This window comes from Vibrio sp. MACH09 (assembly GCF_033238805.1).
Classification (GTDB): Bacteria; Pseudomonadota; Gammaproteobacteria; order Enterobacterales; family Vibrionaceae; genus Vibrio.
The window spans coordinates 793,265-810,648 of the sequence record NZ_BSFZ01000001.1 but is presented as its reverse complement, the minus strand read 5'-3'; the positions used below and the strand labels follow the sequence as shown (position 1 = coordinate 810,648).

Annotated in this window: 15 protein-coding genes; 2 read left to right on the top strand and 13 right to left on the bottom strand. The window is 42.4% G+C overall.

The features are described 5' to 3' along the window. The first annotated feature begins 21 nt into the window (after positions 1-21). A complete protein-coding gene (locus tag CHJ_RS03695; RefSeq protein WP_317916901.1) occupies positions 22-1,632 on the top strand; it encodes a LysM peptidoglycan-binding domain-containing protein in 1,611 nt (536 codons plus the stop codon). Further along, the gene (locus CHJ_RS03690) at positions 1,632-2,309 is read left to right on the top strand and encodes a YIP1 family protein (protein ID WP_171753178.1); all 678 of its coding nucleotides are present in this window, start codon (positions 1,632-1,634) and stop codon (positions 2,307-2,309) included. The genes CHJ_RS03695 and CHJ_RS03690 overlap by 1 nt, the downstream gene beginning before the upstream one ends. Here the strand turns inward: CHJ_RS03690 and CHJ_RS03685 are convergent. The 13 genes from CHJ_RS03685 to bamA form a co-directional block, all read right to left on the bottom strand. Then, positions 2,278-3,147, bottom strand: a complete 870-nt coding sequence (locus tag CHJ_RS03685; RefSeq protein WP_317916900.1) for an endonuclease/exonuclease/phosphatase family protein — start codon at positions 3,145-3,147, stop codon at positions 2,278-2,280. The two genes, CHJ_RS03690 and CHJ_RS03685, sit on opposite strands and share 32 nt — an antisense overlap. Before the next feature lie 96 nt (positions 3,148-3,243). Next, positions 3,244-3,582 (bottom strand): nitrogen regulatory protein P-II, encoded by a 339-nt coding sequence (gene glnB / locus CHJ_RS03680; protein ID WP_171753142.1) that lies wholly within the window; start codon positions 3,580-3,582, stop codon positions 3,244-3,246. 77 nt (positions 3,583-3,659) lie between these two features. Next, complete coding sequence (locus CHJ_RS03675; protein WP_411861556.1) at positions 3,660-3,917, bottom strand: c-type cytochrome; 258 nt, start codon at positions 3,915-3,917, stop codon at positions 3,660-3,662. 102 nt (positions 3,918-4,019) lie between these two features. Then, positions 4,020-5,369, bottom strand: a complete 1,350-nt coding sequence (gene tilS / locus CHJ_RS03670; RefSeq protein WP_317916899.1) for a tRNA lysidine(34) synthetase TilS — start codon at positions 5,367-5,369, stop codon at positions 4,020-4,022. A 176-nt stretch (positions 5,370-5,545) separates the two neighbouring features. After that, positions 5,546-6,505, bottom strand: coding sequence for an acetyl-CoA carboxylase carboxyl transferase subunit alpha (gene accA, locus CHJ_RS03665; protein ID WP_171753139.1), 960 nt, complete (start codon positions 6,503-6,505; stop codon positions 5,546-5,548). Between the two features lie 42 nt (positions 6,506-6,547). Further along, entirely contained in the window at positions 6,548-10,027 is a 3,480-nt protein-coding gene (gene dnaE, locus CHJ_RS03660; RefSeq protein WP_317916898.1) for a DNA polymerase III subunit alpha, read from the bottom strand. A 73-nt stretch (positions 10,028-10,100) separates the two neighbouring features. Next, positions 10,101-10,709 (bottom strand): ribonuclease HII, encoded by a 609-nt coding sequence (rnhB, locus tag CHJ_RS03655; RefSeq protein WP_411861535.1) that lies wholly within the window; start codon positions 10,707-10,709, stop codon positions 10,101-10,103. Between the two features lies 1 nt (position 10,710). Continuing rightward, on the bottom strand, positions 10,711-11,856 hold the full coding sequence (lpxB, locus tag CHJ_RS03650) for a lipid-A-disaccharide synthase (protein WP_317916896.1): 1,146 nt from the start codon (positions 11,854-11,856) through the stop codon (positions 10,711-10,713). 196 nt (positions 11,857-12,052) lie between these two features. Next, on the bottom strand, positions 12,053-12,841 hold the full coding sequence (gene lpxA, locus CHJ_RS03645; protein WP_171753135.1) for an acyl-ACP--UDP-N-acetylglucosamine O-acyltransferase: 789 nt from the start codon (positions 12,839-12,841) through the stop codon (positions 12,053-12,055). A 1-nt stretch (position 12,842) separates the two neighbouring features. Then, the gene (gene fabZ / locus CHJ_RS03640) at positions 12,843-13,274 is read right to left on the bottom strand and encodes a 3-hydroxyacyl-ACP dehydratase FabZ (RefSeq protein ID WP_171753177.1); all 432 of its coding nucleotides are present in this window, start codon (positions 13,272-13,274) and stop codon (positions 12,843-12,845) included. Positions 13,275-13,395: 121 nt separating this feature from the next. Further along, positions 13,396-14,415, bottom strand: coding sequence for a UDP-3-O-(3-hydroxymyristoyl)glucosamine N-acyltransferase (gene lpxD, locus CHJ_RS03635; RefSeq protein WP_171753134.1), 1,020 nt, complete (start codon positions 14,413-14,415; stop codon positions 13,396-13,398). A gap of 5 nt (positions 14,416-14,420) precedes the next feature. Then, complete coding sequence (locus tag CHJ_RS03630; protein ID WP_317916895.1) at positions 14,421-14,927, bottom strand: OmpH family outer membrane protein; 507 nt, start codon at positions 14,925-14,927, stop codon at positions 14,421-14,423. A 12-nt stretch (positions 14,928-14,939) separates the two neighbouring features. After that, positions 14,940-17,357, bottom strand: coding sequence for an outer membrane protein assembly factor BamA (gene bamA, locus CHJ_RS03625; RefSeq protein WP_317916894.1), 2,418 nt, complete (start codon positions 17,355-17,357; stop codon positions 14,940-14,942). Positions 17,358-17,384: the final 27 nt, after the last annotated feature.

Sequence of the window (17,384 nt, the reverse complement as noted above, 5' to 3'; positions counted from 1 at the left end):
ATTTTGAAAAAGGTTAGATTAATGAGAATTCTATTTAGTTGGGCTGTAGTGCTGCTCTTGGCTGGTTGCCAATCAGTCCAACAAAATGATGCGTCGACACATAGTGCTGAAAATCGCGATACAAATTCTATTAAAAATCAATCTGATGTTATTGACGATAACAGCGGTATTGCGACAACAGAACACTCCGCGTCAGATGCCAATTCGGCCTCTCTCACCGTAGAATCTCCCACTGCTGCAACGCCATGGCAGCAAGAAGATATTTGGCAACGAATTGCAATGCAGCTCTATCTACCTGTGCCAGATCACAAAACGATAGATTACTATCGTGATTGGTATATTAAACACCCCAAACACCTCGCAACGATTTCACAACGCGCTGAGCCTTTTTTATATTTGATTGTTGAGAAAATTGAACAGCGCCAACTGCCATTAGAGCTAGCACTGCTACCTGTGGTTGAAAGTGCCTTCGATGCATTTGCATATTCACACGGCAGTGCTGCTGGGTTATGGCAATTCGTTCCTGGAACAGGAAAGATGTACGGCCTAGAGCAGAATTACTGGTATGACGGCCGTCGCGACGTCGATGCAGCAACCGATGCAGCTCTTAACTACCTTACCTACTTAAATAAACGCTTTAACGGTAATTGGAGCCACGCGATCGCAGCGTATAACAGCGGCGGTGGACGCGTTTCTAGAGCGATTACCAAGAATGAAAAAGCCAACAAACCTATCGATTTCTTCTCATTAGATCTGCCTAAAGAAACCAGTGGTTATGTACCAAAACTACTCGCATTGGCTGATGTTGTCGCAAATCAAGAGAAATACGGTATCACTATTCCTGCCATTGCTAACAAACCCGTTTTGGAGTTAGTCGATCCAAAAGAACAGCTCGATTTAGCCATTGCCGCTAATTATGCTGGCCTAAGCGTGAAACAGTTACAAAGCTACAACCCTGCATATAATCAATGGGCAACAGCACCAGAAGGCCCACACCACTTTTTGATTCCTGCCAGTAATGTTGAACAATTTAATAAATCTGCGCTTGAAAACCGTGGCAAAGGCGTCAAGCTTGTTCGCTACAAAGTAAAAGCTGGTGATTCCATTAGTGTTATTGCCAGAAAACACAATACGACAGCCAAGATTATTCGCACCGCAAATGGTTTAACTAATAACAACATACGCGCCGGAAAATTTTTGATGATCCCTACCTCAACAGGTAGCGACAAAACCTATACCCTGAGTGCCAAAAATAGACTAGCCAAAACTCAGTCTATTGCCAGAGGCAAATATAAAGTCACTCACACGGTGTTATCAGGTGAAAGTTTATGGAGTATCTCTAGAAAAAATAACGTTTCTTATCAGTCACTAGCAAAGTGGAATGGCATGGGACCAAGAGATACATTGCGCGTTGGGCAAAAAATAGTTATCTGGAAAAACAGCAGTGATGGCGCCATCATTCGCACCGTTAATTATAAAGTTCGCAATGGTGATACCATCAGCGCAATAGCCAATAAGTTTAAAGTAAAAAGCTCAGATATTGTTAAATGGAATAACCTTACTAAGCAGAAATATATTCAACCAGGACAAAAACTAAAACTGTACGTCGATGTAACTAAGGTAAGTGTATGATCATTCCATCTAGCAATCCGCTCATTATGTTGCTTGATATATTCCGAGCGCCAACATCCTGTTTTTCCGCACTCTATCAAAAGGGGATGTGGGGATGGCAGATCTACATATTATTGCTTATCAGCCCGTTTCTATTTTGGGGAGCCTATTTCGATGTCGTCGATTTTGAATGGCTAAAAGCCGCTCTTATCAGTCAAACCGATCAAAATATCGTCACTCAATTAGACGCCAACACGTTGATGGCAAGTGAAATTATTAACGATATTTTAAATCGTACTCTTGTGATTGGTTTGCTGGCTTTCTGGTTTATGCTTGCAGCCAAGCCAAGTAAGTATCAGCACGGTTATTGGAAATGGTTTGCAGGGGCATCGGTGGTTATATTCCCTGCTGTTTTAGGGGACCTTGCCAGCTACGTCAATCTATTGGTAAACCATGGACAAGTCATGAATTATGCTGCGGATCTAAATAGCTTGAATGGCTTGCTAAAACTGCCTCTAACCAGTCAATGGTCAGGATTTGCCAGTGCTTTTCCTCTGCTTTTACCTTGGTATATTGTATTAGGCTATGCCGCCATTGGTGCATGGACAGAGTTCACTCAACGCCAAGCATTGTTAATCGCATCCATACCGTGGCTGGGTTACTTTATTATTTGGGCTTTGTATATCCTGATATTCTAAGTTCAACCAGCATAGGGTTATGATCTGAAGCGTCCGTGATGGGCGCTTTTGCGTTGATAACGTCTAAATTAGCGACAAAAATATGGTCAAGGGGCAGACCTGTAATAAAGCGCTTACGATCATCAGGCTTAAACGTCACCTCTTTTAACTTTAAAGATCCCGTCACTTGCCGAACAGACGCCATTCTTGACTCACTCCAAGTATTAAAATCTCCAGCAAGAATAAGCGGACCAGTATGACGCTGAACAATTCGACGTAATGTATCTATCTGCTTTTGGTAGTCAGACACGCCAAAAGTAAAATTGATAGCATGAAGATTAATCACGGCTAAGTATTCGCCATTACTCAGTCGATAACGCGCATAGAGCGCCGATTTTGGCAGACGTAACCAAGGTTCTACTTGAACATACGCACACGCTTCAGACGGCATCTGAGAGGCGAGATTCAATACGCCGGCACTGGTATCAAAAACTTTAAATGCGTTTACGTACTGGCTCCCCCAGGGCTTACTAGACAGCCAAGATGCAAACTCATCGGTTAAACTGACTTCCTGTAACAAAATTAGTTGACGCTGTTGGCTGTAACGGTCTAATTCTGACCGCCAAGAAGAGTTGTTTTGCTTATAGAGATTCCAAACTAACAAGGAGATGGTGCCATTGTCATCAATGGGCTTAGACGTAGGGTTTTTATAACACTGCTTTACCTCTGATGACGGGTTCTCGTTAGGTAACAACAGTTGTGGTTGTTCTGGTATATTAAACAACCCTCGAAATAACAGCAAAAATATCAGTGCCGAGCAGCTCAACACTGCCACTATTCTTGCGTACCACTTTGTCATTAAAATTCTCCTAATAAAAAAGGAGCTTTCGCTCCTTTAAAATAGTGATTGGAGTCACTTGAGGATATCCCCAAGTGACTCTCTATAATCAAAGAACTAAATAGCGTCTTCGTCTTCTTCACCGGTACGGATTCGAACCACTCGTTCAACGTCAGTGACGAAAATTTTACCGTCACCAATTTTTCCAGTTTGCGCCGTTTCAATAATGGTATCAATGCATTGTTCGACCACGTCGCCATTCACTACGATTTCCAGTTTTACCTTAGGTAAAAAGTCCACCATATACTCTGCACCACGATACAGTTCCGTATGGCCTTTTTGACGACCGAAACCTTTTACTTCTGAAACCGTCATACCAGTAATACCAACTTCAGCCAATGCTTCACGTACATCATCTAATTTGAATGGCTTAATGATCGCTTCAATTTTCTTCATTTTAGTCCCTTAATTAATACCTAATCTACTCAAATAACTTCAAGGAGCTTATTCAGCAACGATTACTTTAGTGGCGATTACTTTAATGACGAATAGTAAGCCGCTAAGTTCTCAATATCCTGATCATTTAACAACATAGCTTGAGCTTGCATCACAACGGCTAACCCACCGTTTCTTTGCTTAGAACGATAAGCTTTAAGAGAAGATTGAATGTATGCCGAATTTTGACCTTTAATGTTTGGATAGCCATCAATAAGAGCCATTCCATCCGCACCATGGCAGGCTGCGCATATTGCTGATTTTGCTTTCCCAGCGACAGGATCACCAGCAGCCATTGATGATGCACTAAATAGAGCCGTTGCCAGTAGTAGTCCTGTGGTAATTTTATTCATCGTTATTATCCTTTTAAACATTGCTATTCTTACTTATTTATTTTCTTATACTTTATTCCATACTATTTCACAATCATGACCGTGAAAATTTTTGTCTACAAACAGATCACCTACCATGGCAATTTTGTCGTTATACATAATTATAGGCGTTCTTTTTCTCAGCCAAGTCGGTACGCCATACTCCTGATAAAGTTTTTTTAACTTACGACTGTGAGTTCTGGTCGCAGGATGAGCCAATAGCCCCTCAGGTGCAAAAGTGACAGAGACGGTTTCTTCTTCACTAGGCGTGCGTAGCGTCATTTTCTCTACTCTCTCATTAGCCGTCCCTTCAGCTTGCGATCTTTCTATAGAGACAAACAGCAACTCACCTAAATTGTCAGGTAGCTTAAGAGGCTGTTGCCAGTGAAGCTCTCCAGTCCAATGGCTTACATCGCAATGTGGTGCAACAAAATAGAGCGCATGTTGAAACCGGCGAATGGTGCCACTTGCGATACCAAGTGTTGGATTCGCATCCTTTTTAGCTTGCGCCACTTCCGACCAAATAAGCTCCAACTGTTTATATGAAGGCATCAGACAAGACTGTCTTTTCAGCCACATACGAATAAGCTGTTTACGAGCTAACTCGCTCTGCTGAGACAAAGCATCAATCGCCAAGCTCTTATCAGCTTGTAGACAGAAACTCAGCTTCTCTTCTAACAGTTCGTTTACTAATTGTTCTTGCTCAGCACACAGCTTGGCACTGCGCCCTACTGACTTTTCAATCTCAGGCCAGCGTTCAGTAAGTACTGGAACAACATGATGGCGAAGGAAGTTACGGTCAAATTTTATATCGTTATTACTTTCGTCTTCTAACCAATCAAGCTTCTCATCCTGTGCAAATTGATACACTTGCTGCCTAGATATCGCTAATAAAGGTCGAACAAGATGACCTTGAGAAAATACCGTCGATACAGGCATTGAAGAGAGCCCTTTTGGACCGCTACCTCGTTTTAATGCCAACAAGAATGTCTCTACTTGATCCGTCGCATGCTGACCCGTTAATAGCACATCACCTTCAGCGACATATTTCTCCAGCACCTGATAGCGTTGTACTCTAGCTTCTTGTTCTGTACTTATTTGATTGCCAAGATTGAGGGTTACGCGCTCTACTTTAAAATCAAAACTATACTCTTCACACCATACCGTGCACTGCTCACTCCATGAGTCAGCATTGTCGCTAAGGCCATGATGTACATGAACAACTTGGCATATTAGAGAAGGATGTTTGCTCCGATAATGAGCCAACAAATGCAGCAACACGCGGGAATCCACACCCCCACTAAGAGCCAGCACAACTTTGCCATGTGTGTGCAGGGTAGATGAGTCAAGAACAGAGCTGAAATGCGAATAAATCAATGCAGGGCCTATTATTCAGTAAATTAAATAGCTATCGGGTCAATTATACGGCCAAAATGAACTCAATCACTCGAAAAAGTCCAACAAATAGAAAAACAGCAATAAAAAAGCGGGCTTATCACCCGCTTCACTTTCACTGTTCGTCTATCACAATCGATTTAACAATAGCTAATTTATCAACAGTAGCCGTAGCTCATCAAACGTTGATAGCGACGTTCTAGTAAAGTATCGCTATCGAGTTGCTGCAGATCTTCCAACTGTTTTAAAAGCGTAGCTTTAATATTTTGAGCCATCTGAATTGGATCTCTATGAGCACCGCCTAATGGTTCTTCAATAATCTCATCAATCAGTTCTAACTCTTTAAGACGGTCTGCTGTTAACCCCATAGCTTCTGCAGCTTGTGGGGCTTTATCCGAATCACGCCACAGAATAGAGGCACAACCTTCTGGTGAAATTACCGCATATGTAGAGTACTGCAGCATATTAACGTAATCACCAACGCCGATAGCCAATGCACCACCTGAGCCACCTTCACCAACGACATTACAAATCACCGGAACCGTTAGGCCAGACATAACTTTTAGATTCTTAGCGATAGCTTCGGATTGTCCACGCTCTTCCGCCCCAACGCCTGGGTAAGCACCCGCAGTATCAATGAAGGTGATAATTGGCATGTTAAATCTTTCTGCCATCTCCATTAAACGCAATGCTTTTCTATAACCTTCAGGCTTAGGCATACCAAAGTTTCTAATTACTTTCTCTTTGGTTTCACGTCCTTTTTGATGTCCAATAACCATCACTGGTTGTCCATCTAAGCGAGCGATACCACCAACAATCGCTTTATCATCAGCAAAAGCACGATCACCAGACAAGTTATCAAACTCAGTAAAAACGCTATCGATATAATCTAACGTATATGGTCGCTGCGGATGTCGAGCAAGCTGTGCAACTTGCCACGCGCCCAAATCACTAAATACTTTCTTTTTAAGCTCTAAGCTTTTCTCTTCAAGTTGTGCGATCTCTTTATCCAGATCCACAGATGTATCACCACCGTGGCGTGAAACATCGCGAAGCGCTTCAATTTTTGCTTCCAACTCTGCTATAGGCTTTTCAAATTCTAGAAAATTCAGGCTCATCTTGAATCCTTTTATATTCCGTTGCTCTGTAAGCAGCGGATCTTAGTTAAATTCGAGTTCTACTTGGCTTGATCCAAGTAGCAGTTTCAATTCATCAATTAAATTGTCATTTGGCGTAACACGCCACTCAACCCCCAGAGCGAGCTTCACTCGAGCATCTGGCCGTTGATAATAAACATTAACAGGTATAGTACCCGCTCTATGCGGTTCCAATATTTTGCTAAATTTGTCAAAAAATTGCTCATCTATCTGCGATTGACTTATGGAGATGGAGAGCGCTTGAGCATATCTCTCTCGAGCTTCACCTAATTCCATAACTTCGCGAGCGGACATTTTAAGGCCACCATTGAAGTCATCAAAGCTGACCTGTCCAGAAACCACTAAAATTTTGTCTTTTTCTAGTAGTTCAGCATACTTATCGAGAGAATCAGAGAACAACATTACCTCAATTCGTCCCGAACGGTCATCTAAAGTCATTAAACCAATTCGACTTCCACGTTTAGTGGTCATCACTCTAGCCGCTATAACCAAACCAGATAAAGTAACCGATTGATCTCTGCGAGTCGGTGTCGCATCTTTAAGTCGACAACTGGTGTATTTAGAAAGTTCCTTTATATAGGCATTTATCGGATGTCCGGTTAAATATAAGCCTAGTGTTTCTCGCTCCCCTTCTAACCACACTTTCTCTGGCCACTTTGCCACTTGAGCATAAGCTTGCTCTACCGCTTCGGGTGCGTCAGTTAATACGCCAAACATATCCGCTTGGCCAAACGCTTCTGCTTGGTTGTGCTGACCCGCAGCTTTCACTGCATCATCCACAGAGGCCATCATTGCCGCCCTATGTGGTCCAAGCTTGTCCAACGCGCCTGCTTGAATGAGCTTCTCAATGACTCTTTTATTCACTTTCTTAAGATCAACTCGGGCACAAAAATCGAACAGATCTTTAAAGTGGCCATCCTTTGTTCTTGCATCAATGATGCTTTCAATAGGGCCTTCACCTACACCTTTAATGGCACCGATACCATAAACAACAGCACCATTTTCATCAACATTAAAACGGTATAAGCCAACATTTACATCCGGTGGCGATACAGTAAGGTTCATCCGTATACATTCATCCACCAAACCAACCACTTTTTCAGTGTTATCCATATCCGCCGTCATTACTGCGGCCATAAATTCAGCTGGATAGTGGGTTTTTAGCCACAAGGTTTGGTATGACACTAAAGCATAGGCAGCGGAGTGCGATTTGTTAAATCCATAACCGGCGAATTTCTCCACCAAGTCAAAGATTTTCATCGCCAACTCGCCATCAACGCCATTGTCGATAGAGCCTTGCTCAAAAATAGCACGTTGCTTCGCCATCTCTTCTGGTTTTTTCTTACCCATGGCACGACGAAGCATATCCGCTCCACCCAAGGTATAACCAGCAAGAATCTGAGCGATCTGCATAACCTGTTCTTGGTATAAAATAATGCCGTAGGTAGGTTCCAAGGTCTCTTTTAACGATTCATGTTGCCATGTTTCATCTGGGTACGAGATCGCCTCTCTACCGTGCTTACGATCAATAAAGTTATCTACCATTCCCGACTGCAGAGGGCCGGGACGGAATAGTGCCACCAAGGCGATAATATCTTCAAATGAATCAGGTTGTAGACGCTTAATGAGCTCTTTCATTCCCCGGGATTCCAACTGGAATACCGCAGTAGTTTCGGAGTTTTGCAATATCCTAAAGGAAGCCTCATCTTGCAGAGGAATAGACTCGATACGGACTAAAGGTTTACCCTCTCGCTCCATACGTGGATTGATCAAGCCTAACGCCCAGTCAATGATGGTGAGGGTTCTTAAGCCGAGAAAATCAAACTTAACCAAACCTGCTGTTTCAACATCATTTTTATCAAATTGTGTTACGGGGAAGTTGCCTTCCGCATCGCAATAAATTGGGGCAAAATCGGTAATTGTAGTGGGAGAAATAACCACACCACCAGCATGTTTACCGGCATTTCGCGTCACACCTTCAAGAATGCGACACATATCAATCAGCTCTTTTACCTCTTCATCTGCTTCATAGACTTGAGGTAACTGAGGTTCCGCTTTAAACGCTTTCTCTAACGTCATCCCCGGATCAGGTGGCACCATTTTAGAGATTCGGTCGACAAAACCATATGGATGCCCTAGCACCCTACCCACGTCTCGTATTACTGCTTTTGCCGCCATAGTACCAAAGGTAATGATCTGAGATACCGCATCACGACCATACATTTCTGCCACATGGTCAATAACTTGGTCTCGCTTATCCATACAAAAGTCGATATCAAAATCGGGCATGGAGACACGTTCTGGGTTAAGGAATCGTTCAAATAGCAGGTCATATTCTAACGGATCAAGGTCGGTAATTTTAAGCGCATAAGCCACTAAAGAACCCGCACCAGAACCACGCCCGGGACCAACAGGCACATCGTTATCTTTTGACCACTGGATAAACTCCATTACGATAAGGAAGTAACCGGGGAAGCCCATTTGGTTAACCACATCCAACTCAATTTGCAGTCGCTCATCATATTCTGGACGTTTTTGCAGGCGTGTCTGAGGATCAGGAAAAAGAAACTCTAATCGTTCCTCTAACCCTTCTTGGGACTTTTTAACCAAATAATCCTCTATCTTCATCCCTTCCGTTGGGAAGTTAGGAAGAAAGTACTCCCCTAGGCGCACGGTAACATTACAACGTTTCGCTATCTCAACACTGTTCTGTAACGCTTCTGGAATATCAGAGAAAAGCTGGCACATCTCTTCTTCAGTACGAAGATATTGCTGCGCACTGTAGAGTTTTGGTCGGCGAGGATCGTCAAGGGTAAAGCCATCATGGATGGCAACACGAATTTCATGAGCATCGAACTGGTCTTCTTTTAGAAACATCACCTCATTAGTGGCAACGACTGGCAGTTCCGTCTCTTCAGCTAACTCAACGGCAAAATGGAGATAGCTCTCTTCATCAACTCGACCCGTTCGCGTGACTTCTAGATAATAGTGATCAGGAAAATGATGCTGATAAAAATCAACACACTTATTTACTAGTGCGCGGTTGCCTTTTAACAGCGCTTTTCCGATATCTCCTTGCTTTCCGCCGGACAGCAAAATCAGCCCTTCGGAATGCTCAACTAACCAAGACTTATCAATAACGGGTTGATGCTGTACATGCCCCCTCTGATAGGCTTCAGAGATTAGCAGCGTTAAGTTATTGTAGCCTTTATTATTTTTAGCCAAAACCGTCAAGTTGGTTAGCTCATCACCAAATTCCACTGATTGGACTTTGAAATCAGCTCCGATAATAGGCTTAATACCGCAATTATGAGCGGTATTATAAAATTTCACCAAACCACATAAATTAGTGAAATCTGTCAAAGCCATTGCAGGCATACCAATTTCTGCCACTTTCTTCACTAATGGAGGAACTTTGGATAGTCCATCCACCATGGAAAAGTCACTGTGTACGCGTAAGTGTATAAACTTTGGATCTGACATCTATTTTACTGCTCAATCATTAATTATTGTGGTGGATTAGCTATCGCCTCAAACGTATAGCCAAGCAATGGGATCATTCTAACCCTAAAGCTCTCTTTACCGGTTTAAAACTTTTTCGATGTTGTGCGATAACACCATGTTTCTCAATTGCTTCAAAATGGGCTTTGGTTGGATAGCCTTTATGCTTGGCAAAGCCAAATTGAGGATATTCAATGTCCAGCGCTTCCATCTCTTTATCTCTGACAACTTTTGCGATTATGGATGCCGCACTGATCTCTGCCACTCTGAGATCGCCTTTTACCACAGCTTGAGATGCCATCACCAAATCAGGAGTTCGATTACCATCGATTAATACGAAATCAGGTTGAAGCTTCAACCCTTCTACAGCTCGTGTCATGGCTAACATGGTAGCGTGTAAGATATTTAGCTGATCTATCTCTTCTGGTGAGCAGCGACCCACCGACCAAGCCAGTGCTTTTTGTTGAATTTCTGGAAACAGTGCCAGCCGTTTTTTCTCAGACAGTTTTTTCGAATCTGTCAAACCTTCTATCGGGTTATTAGCATCAAGTATCACAGCAGCAGTAACAACATCGCCCACTAACGGGCCTCTGCCGACTTCATCCACACCCGCAAATAATTGATACCCATTCGGGTATTCAAAAGGAGGAAGCTCTTTAGTCATCTCATTTTCCAATTAAGTTTAATACTGCATTTGCCGCTTGGGTATCGGCATCTTTTTTTATCCATTGATGCATTTCAGTGAACTTGTCTATCAATGGCTGATTATCACTTGTTAGCAATCTATCTACTTCGTCACAAAGATTTTGAGGATGACACTCTTCCAGCAAAAACTCTTTAACCAACGGCTGTTCAGCCAGAATATTTGGTAAGGAAACATAATCTGTCTTTACTAATCGTTTGGCAATAAACGCGGTAATTCGGTTCACATTATAACCGACTACCATTGGTCTTTTTATCAGCATACACTCAAGCGCGACGGTACCTGATGCCAGCATAACGGTATCCGCGGCTTGTATAATATTTCTGGCCGTCTCTTCCACTAAGACAAATGAGAGTTCAGGAGCAATACTTTTCCACACCTGCTCGAATTGAGTTTTGCGTTTGTTATTAATTACCGCAACCACGAAACCTAAATCCGGATGACGCTGGCTCAACATCTGGCACGCCTTAATAAACGGCTCTGCCAGCATAGAGACTTCCGAACCTCGACTTCCGGGAAGAACGGCTAACCAGCGCTTATCTAACTGTAAGCCTAGTTTTAGTCGTGCTTCATTCTTGTCACTTTCAAGTGGAATAGCATCGGCCAACGTATGGCCTATAAACTCACATGGTACGTTAAATTTGTCATAAAATGCTTTTTCAAAAGGTAAGAAAGCCAGTACCAAGTTTGTCGCTGCCGCAATTTTGTAAATTCGCTTCTGCCGCCATGCCCATACCGACGGACTCACGTAATGGACCGTTTTGATGCCGGCATCTTTTAGATCTTTTTCTAATCTCAAATTAAAGTCTGGCGCATCAATACCAATAAATACATCAGGTGGGTTTTGCGTAAAATGACCAACAAGCTCAGCTTTGACTTTAATTAGTCGAGGCAATCGTCCTAACACTTCAACCAGCCCCATCACGGCTAGCTCTTCCATATCAAATAACGATTCACAGCCTAGTGCTTTCATTTTAGGGCCGCCAATACCGACAAATTCAGCATTAGGGTAGCGAAGCTTGATCGCTTTTATAAACCCTTCGCCTAGGGTATCTCCCGATAGCTCACCTGCGACAATACCTATTCTTAATTGAGCGTTATCCGACATTCGCTTTTCCTGCTGTTATTAATCTATCCGATTTGAGATTAGCTTATATCAATCGTATCAAGGGCTGAATGGTAGCTTAATCATAATGACTTTGATTAAGCAGAGTGGATATAAACAAAAAGATCGCAAAAGGGCGATCTTTTTCCATCATGACTGTCAGCCAACGTGTCATTCGTTATTACAACTTCACTACTAATTAACGAATAATTCCACGTTCTGATTTATCTAGGAAGTTTAAGAACAATTTCACACCGTCAAACTGCTCTGCTTCTGCCGCGATATCCAATTTAGCTTCTTCAACGGTTTTTCCACTGCGGTAAAGGGCTTTGTAAGCTCGACGAATGGCATGAATCTCTTTCTTTTCAAAGCCACGTCTCTTCAAACCTTCGATATTAATACCGAATGGTGCGCAATGATTGCCTTGAGCCATAACATATGGAGGGACATCTTGAACAACAATAGACCCACCACCAAGCATGGCATGATCACCTATATGACAAAATTGGTGTATTGCACACATACCACCAATGATGGCATGGTCACCAATTTTCACATGACCGGCTAGCGTAGCGTTATTAGCAAAGATACAGCGATCGCCCACAACACAATCATGAGCAATATGGGCGTTAATCATAAACAGATTATCGCTACCTACGATAGTAATACCTGTATCTTGTACCGTACCACGATGCATTGTGACACTTTCACGAATCGTATTACGGTCACCAATGACAAGTCGAGTATCTTCACCAGCGTATTTTAAATCTTGGCAAGCTTCACCGACAGAAGCAAACTGGAAAATACGGTTATCTTTGCCAATGGTTGTCGGGCCTTTCACCACAACATGAGAAAGCAGTTCAGTTCCTTCTCCAATTTCAACTTTACTATCGACAAAGCAAAACGGGCCAATTTTTACATTCGCTCCAATAACTGCGCCTTCTTCAACAATTGCTGTTGGATGAATCTGAGCTGTTTCATTTATCATATTAAAATTCTCTACGCGCACATTTAAGTTCGGCTGAGCACACGACTTCACCATCTACCTTGGCAACGCCATTAAACATCGCGATGCCTCTGCGCTCTTTCAAAAACTCAACTTCAATTATTAACTGGTCGCCAGGGCTTACTGGCTTACGAAATTTGGCTTTATCAATGCTAGCAAAATAGTATAGTTCATTTTCACTTGGCGCTCCGAATGTCGCGAACGCTAACAAACCTGTAGCTTGAGCCATTGCTTCCAAAATAAGGACACCAGGGAATATTGGAAGTTTCGGAAAGTGGCCTGTAAATTGAGGCTCATTGACCGTCACATTTTTTAAACCAATAAGGTATTTACCTTCTTCATAATCGGTTACGCGATCAATAAGCAAAAATGGATAACGGTGAGGAAGCAATTCCTGAATTCGAGTGATATCCATGGTTTTCTTTTCAGTAGTCAAAGCCAAGTTCCTATTTACATATCAATTTATTGATAATAATACATTTGAATATAATTGAAAAAGGTCCGCGATAAGCAGACCTTGTATGAGAATAAACCCGTTACATCTCCAGTTTCTTCTCTACAGATTTTAGTCGTTTGTTCATTTCATCAATTCGATGAACACGAGTTGCGGTTTTTCGCCACTCTTTATTAGGCTGAAGAGGTACGCCAGAAGAGTATATTCCTTTTTCAGAAATACTTCTCATAACCATACCCATCCCCGTAATCGTAACACCGTCCACAATCTCAATATGACCGTTAATTACGCAAGCACCGCCGATAATACAGTATTTACCAATTGAGGTACTTCCCGCAACCACAGTACCACCAGCCATTGCTGTGCCATAACCGATATGCACGTTATGCGCTATCTGTAATTGATTATCCAGTATGACGTTGTCTTCAATAATGGTGTCGTCTAAAGCCCCTCGATCAATCGTGGTACAAGCGCCGATTTCAACTCGGTTGCCAATTTTTACGCTACCTAATTGAGGAATCTTAACCCACTCACCTTGATCATTTGCATAACCAAAGCCGTCAGCGCCAATGACTGTTCCAGACTGTACCAAACAAGACTCACCAATTTGTACGCCATGGTATATGGTCACATTTGCCCACAGCTGACTATTGGCGGCAATAGTGGCATTTTTACCAACAAAACATCCTGCGCCTATCGTCACGTTATCACCTAACGTAACACCAGACTCAATTGTACTATTGGCACCAACCGCAACATTCTCACCAAGAACGGCGTCAGATGCGATAACAGCAGTGCTATCGATTCCAATAGCGGCAGCTGGAGTGGTATCCAAAGCTTGCGCAACTAGAGCATAAGCAAGATAAGGATCATTCACTACCAATACGTTGCCGTTGCAAAGATCTTTTTCAGACTCTTTCACCATAATGGCTGAAGCAACACACTCACCCAAACGCTTTTTGTATTTAGCATTAGAGAGGAAGGTGATATCACCATCTTTCGCGGTATTCATTCCCGATACCGCAGAAATCATCACCGAACCGTCACCATAAAGTTGGCCGCCGGTGATTGACGCTAATTCTGCAAGAGAGATTTTAGACATAGTAATTACTTAAGTTCAGCGAGTACTTTATCAGTTAAGTTTAGATCCGGATTGGCATATTGCAGCGATTGCGCGTCAATAACCATATCAAACCCTTCTTTTTTAGCGATCTTCTCAACAGCTTTCTGAATCAGCGCCAATGTTTCGTTTCGAGCTTGAAACTCAAGTGCTTGTGCTTTCTGTTGGTACGCGTCCTGCTTGATCTTACCTTCCGCTTGTAAAGAGCTGATCTCAATTTTCAGTTTCTGAACACCTTCAGCACCCAACAAAGCGCCATCACGCTCAATTTTCTGGGCTTTCAAATTGATATCTGCGCTAATTTTTTCTAACTCAGCTCTGTCATCTTTCAGCTCACCTTGGAGCTTACTCATAATCGCCTCACGCTGTGGCATATTTTTAACGATATACGCAGTACCGATATAACCCACTTTTTGTGCTGCTTCTGCTGCATTTGCAAAAAAAGAACAACCAATTACTAGACTAATGCCAGCCGCTTTAACGATATTTTTCAAAATGTATTCCTTTTAGAAGGTTTTACCAATAGTGAATGTGAAGAACTCCTCATCATCCCCTTTGTATTTTTTAACTGGTTTTGCAACAGAGAAAACCAGCGGTCCCATTGGGGACATCCACTGCAATGCAGCTCCATATGACGAACGATAATTCATAGGATCTGAATAATCATAATAATAGTCTTTACCCGACATGTTGGCATCTGGCGTACGATAATTAAACTCCGTATCCCAAACACTTGCCACATCAAAGAACACGCTTGTTCTTACTTGGCTCCTCACCCCTTCAGAGGCAAATGGAGTAGGTACAATTAACTCAACACTGGCAAGCGCGATAGCATTACCACCAACCGAATCGTCGGTCGCTATATAGTTAGGGTTATTACCAACCCCTTCGTTATAGACAGCTTTCGGACCTGCTGAGTTCGAACTAAATCCACGTAAACTGGTAAAGCCACCTGCATAAAAGTTTTCATAAAACGGATACAGGTTATCATTGCCGTCGCTGCCTTTACCATAACCATTGCCATAACCTAAGCGTCCACGTAGCAGTAACGTAAACTCATGCTTTTGAGTTAGTGGAATATACTGTCTAACATCATACTGAGTTTTAAAATACTGAACATCTGAACCCGGTATTGTCATTTTATACGAAGCACTTTGGTGGTTACCCGCCGTTGGGAAAAAGCCTCGGTTTAAATTGTTTCGACTCCAAGAGATTGAGAAATCAAAGTCATCAACCTTCAAATTACCATTACTGTCGATATTACTCTTTTGAGAGGCAAGGAATTGCTCAATCTGCACATAAGCATCGAGGTTAGAGATCTTGTTGTGCTTATACCCAACACCAAACTCAAAGAAGTTTAGCTCATCGAATGGGAAGCCCCAAGTTAACCCCGTTCCGTAGCTCTGGTTGGTATAATCAACGATACCCGCTTTAGCTGCTTCAAATTCACTGAAGAACACCCTGCCACCTAAACTAATACCATCTAAGTTCCAGTATGGGTCACGATATTCTAGTGTTAAATTTTTCTGGTAGTCATTCATCATGGCGCTGATACCAACGCGATCTCCAGAACCGGCAAAGTTATCCTGTTGCAAACCAACTTGGAAACTCATACCCGACTCAGTACCATAACCGATACCGAAGTTGATACTACCTGAGTTCGCTTCTTTAACGTTGTAGACTAAATCAACCTGATCATCAGTACCTGGTACTCTAACCGTTTGAACATCAACCGTTTCAAAGAAGCCAAGACGGTTTAAACGATTTTTACTGGTTTCTAAAGATTTAGAGTTTAACCAGCTGCCTTCCATTTGACGCATTTCACGACGTAAAACTTCATCTTTGGTGGCATTATTACCAGTAAAACGAATATCTCTCACATAAATTCGGTTTCCAGCTTCAACAAAGATCGTTAATTCAACCTGCTGTTTGTCATCATCGAATTTAGGCTGAGTATAGACTTTAGGGTAGGCATAACCAGCTTCACCTAGAACCTTTTTGATGCTCTCTTCAAGTTGAGTAACCAAAGAGCCGTTATAAGTGTCTCCAGACTTGAACGGAACCAGTTTGTTAAACTCCGCTTCCTTACCAATCAGCTCACCTTTAAAACTGACACTGTCTACGGTATATAGCTTTCCTTCATCGATATTCAAGGTGATATAAACACCTTTTTTATCTGGAGAGATCGACACCTGAGTTGAGTCAATTTTAAACTTCAAATAGCCTCGATCCAGATAGTAAGATGTGAGTTTTTCTATATCACCAGCCAGCACTTGCTTTTGATACTTATCATCAGAAAGAAAGTTCCACCAAGAGAGATCAACGTTAAGATCAAATAGGTTTAACAGCTCTTCGTCGCTAAACAGTTCATTGCCAATAAAGTTTATCTGCTGAATTTTTGCAGAAACCCCTTCAGAAAAGACAAATTTAAGATCAGAACGGTTTCTTGGTAAAGGCGTCACAACCGCCTGTACAGAAGCATTGTATTTACCAACACTGTAGTAGAAATCTTCCAGACCCTTTTCAATTTCACTTAGCGTAGTTCGATCGAGCGCCTCTCCGACACGAATGCCTGATGCATCAAGATTTTGCTGCAGTTGCTCTTCTTTAATCGCTTTATTACCCGAAAAAGAGATGCTTGCAATAGTCGGCCGCTCTTTAACCCGAATGACTAATACGTCATTGTCACGTAATACGGTTACGTCTTCAAAATTGCCTGAGGCATACAAGGCTTTGATGATCGCTGAGACATCCGGTGTACCTAAAGAGTCACCAATTCGAACTGGGATTTTTAGCAACGCCGCACCCAGTGCAACACGTTGTAATCCTTCGACCTTAATATCTTTCACGACAAATTGTTCAGCACCACTAACAGCTGAACTCGCAACAATTATAGAGGCGAGTAGTAATTGCTTAATTGCCATACCAGTTATGAATATTCCTTGATATTT